General features: G+C 49.0%; 6 protein-coding genes. All 6 read left to right on the forward strand.

Going from position 1 to position 6,918, the window contains the following annotated elements:
- Nucleotides 1–68: 68 nt before the first annotated feature.
- The 6 genes from hflX to AC4IE7_RS00490 all read left to right on the forward strand — a co-directional run bounded on the left by hflX (nt 69) and on the right by AC4IE7_RS00490 (nt 6,614).
- The gene (hflX, locus tag AC4IE7_RS00465; RefSeq protein ID WP_490774830.1) at nt 69–1,349 is read left to right on the forward strand and encodes a ribosome rescue GTPase HflX; all 1,281 of its coding nucleotides are present in this window, start codon (nt 69–71) and stop codon (nt 1,347–1,349) included.
- A gap of 304 nt (nt 1,350–1,653) precedes the next feature.
- On the forward strand, nt 1,654–2,805 hold the full coding sequence (gene hflK / locus AC4IE7_RS00470; protein WP_490774831.1) for an FtsH protease activity modulator HflK: 1,152 nt from the start codon (nt 1,654–1,656) through the stop codon (nt 2,803–2,805).
- Complete coding sequence (gene hflC / locus AC4IE7_RS00475) at nt 2,805–3,671, forward strand: protease modulator HflC (protein WP_490774832.1); 867 nt, start codon at nt 2,805–2,807, stop codon at nt 3,669–3,671. The genes hflK and hflC overlap by 1 nt, the downstream gene beginning before the upstream one ends.
- A 185-nt stretch (nt 3,672–3,856) precedes the next feature.
- The gene (locus AC4IE7_RS00480; protein ID WP_490774833.1) at nt 3,857–4,042 is read left to right on the forward strand and encodes a DUF2065 domain-containing protein; all 186 of its coding nucleotides are present in this window, start codon (nt 3,857–3,859) and stop codon (nt 4,040–4,042) included.
- A gap of 8 nt (nt 4,043–4,050) precedes the next feature.
- On the forward strand, nt 4,051–5,235 hold the full coding sequence (locus AC4IE7_RS00485) for an ATP phosphoribosyltransferase regulatory subunit (RefSeq protein WP_490774836.1): 1,185 nt from the start codon (nt 4,051–4,053) through the stop codon (nt 5,233–5,235).
- Nucleotides 5,236–5,318: 83 nt separating this feature from the next.
- The gene (locus AC4IE7_RS00490; protein WP_490774834.1) at nt 5,319–6,614 is read left to right on the forward strand and encodes an adenylosuccinate synthase; all 1,296 of its coding nucleotides are present in this window, start codon (nt 5,319–5,321) and stop codon (nt 6,612–6,614) included.
- Nucleotides 6,615–6,918 lie beyond the last annotated feature (304 nt).

Consider the following 6,918-nt stretch of genomic DNA (forward strand, 5'->3'; position numbering starts at 1 on the left):
ATTGGTTTGATACGCCCATTCAGTTTGATAGTTCATATCTCTCCTAATCTTCAATAACAATTCCACTTATGTTTGAACGTCCCAAATCGGGTGAACGAGCTGTACTGGTTCATCTTGATCTGAACGGGGTTAGCGATCCCGATGAGATTAACGAATTTCGAGATCTGTCTCTCTCTGCGGGTGCGGAGCAGGTCGCTTTTGTCTCCGGAAGTCGTCGTCAGCCCGATCCAAAGTATTTTGTTGGACGAGGTAAGGCGGAAGAAATTGGGCAGATCGTCTCCACTGAAGAGGCAGAGCTGGTGATATTCGATCACACGCTCTCCCCCAGTCAGGAGCGTAACCTGGAACGAGAGTTCGGCTGTCGGGTAGTCGATAGAACAGGACTGATACTCGATATATTTTCACAACGTGCGCGCTCTTTCGAGGGTAAGCTGCAGGTGGAATTGGCCCAATTACAGCATCTCTCAACGCGCTTGGTCAGAGGCTGGACCCATCTGGAGAGGCAAAAAGGTGGTATTGGTCTCAGGGGGCCGGGTGAAACCCAGCTGGAGACTGATCGACGCTTGCTCAGTCAGCGAATAAGCCAGATAAAGAAAAGGCTGACTCGTGTGAATTCACAGAGGGAGCAGGGGCGAAGAGGACGGGAGCGGGCGGAAATCCCGACAGTTTCACTGGTTGGATATACCAATGCAGGAAAATCCACACTCTTCAATCGTCTTGTTGGTTCAGATGTCTATGCAGCTGATCAGCTCTTTGCGACCTTGGATCCCACTTTAAGACGACTTGAATTGAAGCCTGAGGGGCCTGTTGTATTGGCAGACACCGTTGGATTTATCAGTCATCTACCCCATGACCTGGTCGCGGCATTCAAGTCGACTTTGCAAGAGACCACTGATGCGTCGTTGCTGTTGCATGTTATCGATGCAGCCAGCCATCAGCGTGGAACCTGTATCACTGAAGTTAATGATGTTTTGCAACAAATTGGTGCTGACAAGGTCAATCAGATTGAAGTTTTCAATAAGATCGATTTGCTAGCGAATGATCAACCCAGGATAGACCGGGATGAAAATGGACGGGTTTCGCGTATCTGGCTATCTGCTCAGACAGGAGAGGGTTGTGATCTACTCATTCAAGGACTCACTGAGTATTTCAAACAAAATCATGTCAGGCAGCGTGTTCTTTTGAGTCCTCAGGATGGCCGACTTCATGCCATGTTATTTGAGCGTGGTGTGGTCATCAATGAATCATCAACCGACGAAGGTGGCTGGGAGATGGAGATTGATATGTCTGAAAGAGAGTTCCGCAGACTCCTCAAAGAGGAACCCGTTTTAGAAAATTGCCTGATCTAGTGTTAACAGGCCCTAAACAGTTTGATTTCTGGAATTGGTGTTTTTTAGTGCGGATGTGCGGTCTGTTGGTTTTTCGAGTAGCAGTACAATAATTGGGTTAGTCTGCTAAGGAAAGCAATGGTATCGTATTGTGGGACATGGCAGTAACGTACTGTTAGAATGCTTCGCGGTACATCACCGGGTGGTTAGCCTGATAAGATGTGTTGAAAGTGGAGCATTGAATCCTGTTGGAATATCCCCATATATAGATATTAGGGTATCTGACATATTCTATATAAATCAATAACTAAGTTTGGAGTGTTCAATGGCCTGGAATGAACCGGGTGGAAACGGTAAAGATCCTTGGAGTGGCAAGGGTGGTGATCAAGGTCCGCCAGATCTTGATGAAGTGGTAAAGAAACTTCAGGAAAAGCTAGGCGGAATCTTTGGTGGGGGTAATTCCTCTCGTGGAGACTCCTCAATAGGTGGTGGATCCGGGCCTGGATCAAAATCAATCGGATTTGTTGTGGCGATTGCGCTGCTAGTCTGGTTAGCCAGCGGTATCTACATCATCGATGCGCCTGAACGTGGCGTAATATTGCGTTTTGGCGCATACCATGAAACCACTAAGCCTGGTCCTCACTGGCATATACCCTTCCCAGTCGAAAGGGTAATTTCTGTGAATGTGGATCAGATAACCTCATTCAGGCACAAGGCCCAGATGTTGACCCGAGACGAGAATATCGTCGATGTGGAATTCACCATCCAATCCAGAATTCTGGATGCTGCAGATTACCTCTTTCAGGATCGTGATCCCGACAAGACCATGCGCGATGCAACAGAAACCGCAGTGCGTGAAATAATTGGTAAAAGTGATCTGGATTTCATCCTTACACAGGGTCGTGGTGCAATTGCTGATCGAATTAAACAAGGTGCTCAGGGGCTGATAGATGACTATAAGACCGGTTTAATGATTACCAGTGTGAATATGCAGCCAGCCAAGCCACCTGAACAGGTTAAAAGCGCATTTGATGATGCGATCAAAGCCCGAGAGGATAAAGAGAAGCTTGAAAACCAGGCGGAAGCTTATGCCAATGAAGTGGTACCCAGAGCTCGAGGTGCGGCGGCGCGCCAACTTGCTGATGCAAGCGCCTATAAAGATAGGGTGATAGCTGAGGCTGAGGGTGATGTGAGCCGTTTTCTTGCAGTTCTCAAAGAATATCAAAAAGAACCGAAGGTTACCCGAGAACGTATCTATCTCGAGGCAGTGGAAACTATGCTGGGTCAGACCAGCAAAGTCATGCTGGATACCGAAGGTGGTAACAGCCTGATGTATCTGCCTTTGGATAAACTGATACAAGGTGTGGAAAAGGGTAATAACAGCAGGAGCGCATCTATCGGCAGTAGTGAGAGTTCCCGCACACCGGTTGAGAGCACAAAATTCCGTAATGTCGATCGCACCAGGGGGGCACGTTGATGAAATCATCTAAAATAATATTCCCTTTGGTCGCCATCGGAGCAGTGGTGGTTTACTCATCTGCCTTTGTTGTCAACCAGTGGGAAGTAGCTTTAAAGCTCAGGCTGGGTGAGATTGTTGCAACTGATTACAAGCCCGGACTGCATTTTTTGTGGCCTGTACTTAATAATGTTAAGACCTTCGATGCCCGTATCCAGACCATGGACTCCCGTCCTGAGCGTTTTCTGACAGCTGAGAAGAAAGACGTAATTGTCGACTATTTCGCGAAATGGCGAATTGCAGATGCTGCGCAGTACTTTCGCTCGACAGGCGGTAGTTTGGATAAAACTGCACGACTGTTACAGGAACGTATAAACACCAATCTCCGAGACGAATTTGGTAAAAGGACTGTGCAGGAGGTTATTTCCGGCGAACGTACAGAAATCATGGATAAGTTGACCAAGGTGTCTGACGTCATGGCGTCTGAACTGGGTGTCGAAATTCTGGATGTTCGTGTCAAGCAGATCGATCTACCGCCTGAAGTCAGTGAGTCTGTCTATCAACGGATGAGAGCTGAGCGTGAACGGGTGGCCAGGGATCTACGCGCCAAAGGTGCGGAAGCAGCAGAACGTATCCAGGCCAATGCTGACCGAGAGCGTGTCGTTATTGTAGCTGATGCTTATCGTGAAGCAGAGATATTACGTGGTGAGGGTGACGGTAAAGCTGCTGAGACTTACGCTAATGCCTATAAGCAGGACAGTGAGTTTTATGCCTTCTACCGGAGTCTGAATGCGTATAAAAGCAGCTTCAAGGACTCATCGGATATAATGGTGTTGCAACCTGATTCTGACTTTTTCCGCTATTTGAAAAACAGTTCCGGACAGTAGTTGCCACTATCCCATCTTCAGCCTTTGCTGAGGATGGGATTTCCCTTTGTTCTTGAATAAACAGTTGGAAATCAACTATCCCGTTGATGGACAATAGTTGTCCACTCTGGGAAAATGTCCTGCGGCCTGTAAGGGCAGCAAACTCTGGACCGGGATGCTCCCGGTTTTTTTTTGGGGAATGACAGATGTGGCATGATCTGCTTGTGGCGTTGGCCCTGTTGTTGGTGATCGAAGGCATTTGGCCTTTTTTGAACCCTAACAGCATGCGTTCAATCCTGCTGATGATTGCCCAACACGATAACCGTTCCATGCGCCTCAGTGGTCTGATTAGTATGGTTTCTGGTGTTATCCTGCTTTATCTGGTGAATTAATCTTGGCGATGATGGAAAACGAACGTTGGATATTGCCTGACGGCATTGATGAGGTGCTTCCTCAGGAAGCTGCAGTGATAGAGGGTAAACGCCGCGAGTTGCTGGATCTCTATCGCAGCTGGGGTTATGACTATGTCATTCCCCCCTTTGTGGAGTTTCTGGACTCTCTATTGACGGGTACCGGTAGCGACCTCGATTTGAATACCTTCAAACTGACCGATCAGATGAGTGGCAGATTGATGGGGGTTCGTGCCGATATCACCCCCCAGGCAGCACGAATCGATGCACATCGAATACGCGCACAGAGCCCAACACGGCTATGCTATCTGGGAACGGTGCTTCATACACGTACGGATGGTTTTGCTGGGACAAGAAGCCCATTACAAATCGGTGCTGAGTTGTATGGCCATTGTGGGGTTGAGAGCGATATCGAAATATTGCGCCTGATGATGGAGACATTGGCAAAAACCGGAGTAGAGGATCTCTATCTCGATCTGGGGCATGTTGGCATCTTCAAGGGGCTGGCCAAGCAGGCAGGATTGGATAAGTCTCAGGAGACTGAGCTTTTCGATGCGCTACAACGTAAGGCGTTGCCAGAGATTGAAACCCTGCTCTCATCCTTCGACATTGCACCTGAGCATGCATCGATGCTCTCCCGTCTGGGCGAGCTGAACGGTGACAAGGCCCTCAGCAAGGCAAAGCAGGAACTCCAGCAGGCTTCACCTTCAGTAATTGAGGCATTGGATTATCTGCAGGCAATGGCTGATCAGATCGCACAATGGTTACCCAATGTACCGGTGCACTTTGATCTTGCGGAGTTAAGAGGCTATCACTTTCATACTGGGGTTGTATTTGCCGCATTCGTACCTGGAAATGGAAAGGAGATAGCCAGGGGTGGGCGATATGATGCCATTGGTAGCGTTTTCGGACGAGCCAGACCAGCAACAGGATTCAGTACCGACCTCAAGAATCTGATTCGTGTCGCACAATCCACCATTGATGGGGCGGATGAATCCTCAATATTTGCACCAAATTCAGATGATCCTAGGTTACATCAGGAGATTGCCCGATTGCGTGGTGAGGGGCGTAGAGTGATCTGTGCCTTGCCAGGTCAGTCAGGGGGGGCTGTCGATATGGGGTGTGAGCAACAACTTGAGTGTGTTGACGATCACTGGAAACTTATTTCTGTTTGATTTTGAAAATATTTCTGTAAGAATCGACGGGTTTTGTAATAAAAAGTCTGGCAGCAGCCGGATATAACGATTTTGAGAGAGCCATGGGCAAGAATGTCGTAATTATCGGAACACAGTGGGGAGACGAGGGCAAAGGTAAGGTCGTAGACCTGCTGACTGACAAAGCGTCTGCCGTGGTCAGATTTCAGGGTGGTCATAATGCCGGCCACACCTTGGTTATCGATGGTAAGCAGACAGTACTGCATCTTATCCCCTCGGGTGTGCTGCGGGATGGTGTCCGCTGCCTGATCGGCAATGGTGTCGTACTCGCCCCGGATGCTTTGATGGAAGAGATCGACATGTTGGAGAAGAGCGGGGTTCCTGCGTCCGACCGCATAGGAATTTCTGAATCCTGCCCCCTGATTCTTCCCTACCACATCGCGCTGGACGCGGCTCGTGAGAAGGCTCGTGGTAAAAAGGCTATTGGTACAACTGGTCGTGGAATTGGCCCTGCCTATGAGGATAAGATCTCGAGAAGGGGCATCCGCTTAGGTGAGATCTTTGATCAGTCACATATCTCTGAGCGTTTGCGTGAGGTGATGGATTACCATAATTTCGCCCTCAAACACCTGTTTGAATATGGTGAGGTCGATTACCAGCAAGTACTCGACCAGTTACTTGAACAGGCTCAACGTCTGCAACCTATGGTTGAGGATGTGACCGGCACACTGCATCAAATGCGCCGGGAGGGTAAACATGTGATGTTTGAAGGGGCTCAGGGCGCCCTGTTGGATATTGATCATGGTACCTATCCCTATGTCACCTCTTCCAACACGACTGCAGGTGGTGCCGCCACTGGCACGGGTGTGGGGCCACGATATATCGATTATGTATTGGGCATAGTCAAGGCCTATACCACGCGTGTGGGCGCAGGACCGTTTCCAACGGAGCTGTTTGACGATGCTGGTGACCACCTGGGTACCAAAGGACATGAGTTTGGAGCCACAACTGGGCGTAAAAGACGCTGTGGCTGGTTGGACAGTATTGCCTTGCGTCGTTCTTTGGAAATTAACAGTGTTAGCGGAATCTGTATAACCAAACTCGATGTTCTTGACGGTTTGGATAAGATAAAAATCTGCATTGCCTACAAGCTGGATGGTCAGGAGGTTACAACACCGCCTTCTGGCGCAGATCTGTTCGAGAAATGTGAGCCAGTCTATATGGAAATGCCAGGCTGGCAGGAGTCGACTGTAGGTATCACTGATTATGATAAGTTACCAACAGCCGCCAAGGAGTATTTAAGTAAAATCGAAGAGTTGTGTGACACTCCGATCGACATTGTTTCTACCGGGCCTGATCGAAAAGAGACGATTATTCGCTGCCACCCCTTTGATAGCTGATTCCCGGGCCGCCGCTTTGTGATGCACTTCTCTCCTTTGCGGTGGGCCTGACCAATCTTTTTCCCCAATCAAAATGGTTTAGGAACTGATGCTGAGGTATGGCTGAAAAAGATTGTGATCCTAGTGTGGTGCGTCATATAAACCCTATATTTAGACAAGGCCTATCTCAGTTTGCGATTAAATCACCTGCCTCGCCCTGCGGGAAGCCACTCAAGCCGCGATTGCGGCGTTGCACCCCTTGGTAAGGGAACAACCATTACCTGCGGGCTGCGCCTTGCACTCACGGCTTGAGCGGCTTTCTAAA

The organism is Candidatus Thiodiazotropha sp. AKAK3 (assembly GCF_058244645.1).

Bases quoted from the DNA above. Each gene is read 5' to 3' on its own strand.
- hflX (WP_490774830.1), top strand. From the start codon at position 69: ATGTTTGAACGTCCCAAATCGGGTGAACGAGCTGTACTGGTTCATCTT.
- hflK (WP_490774831.1), top strand. From the start codon at position 1,654: ATGGCCTGGAATGAACCGGGTGGAAACGGTAAAGATCCTTGGAGTGGC.
- hflC (WP_490774832.1), top strand. From the start codon at position 2,805: ATGAAATCATCTAAAATAATATTCCCTTTGGTCGCCATCGGAGCAGTG.
- AC4IE7_RS00480 (WP_490774833.1), top strand. From the start codon at position 3,857: ATGTGGCATGATCTGCTTGTGGCGTTGGCCCTGTTGTTGGTGATCGAA.
- AC4IE7_RS00485 (WP_490774836.1), top strand. From the start codon at position 4,051: ATGATGGAAAACGAACGTTGGATATTGCCTGACGGCATTGATGAGGTG.
- AC4IE7_RS00490 (WP_490774834.1), top strand. From the start codon at position 5,319: ATGGGCAAGAATGTCGTAATTATCGGAACACAGTGGGGAGACGAGGGC.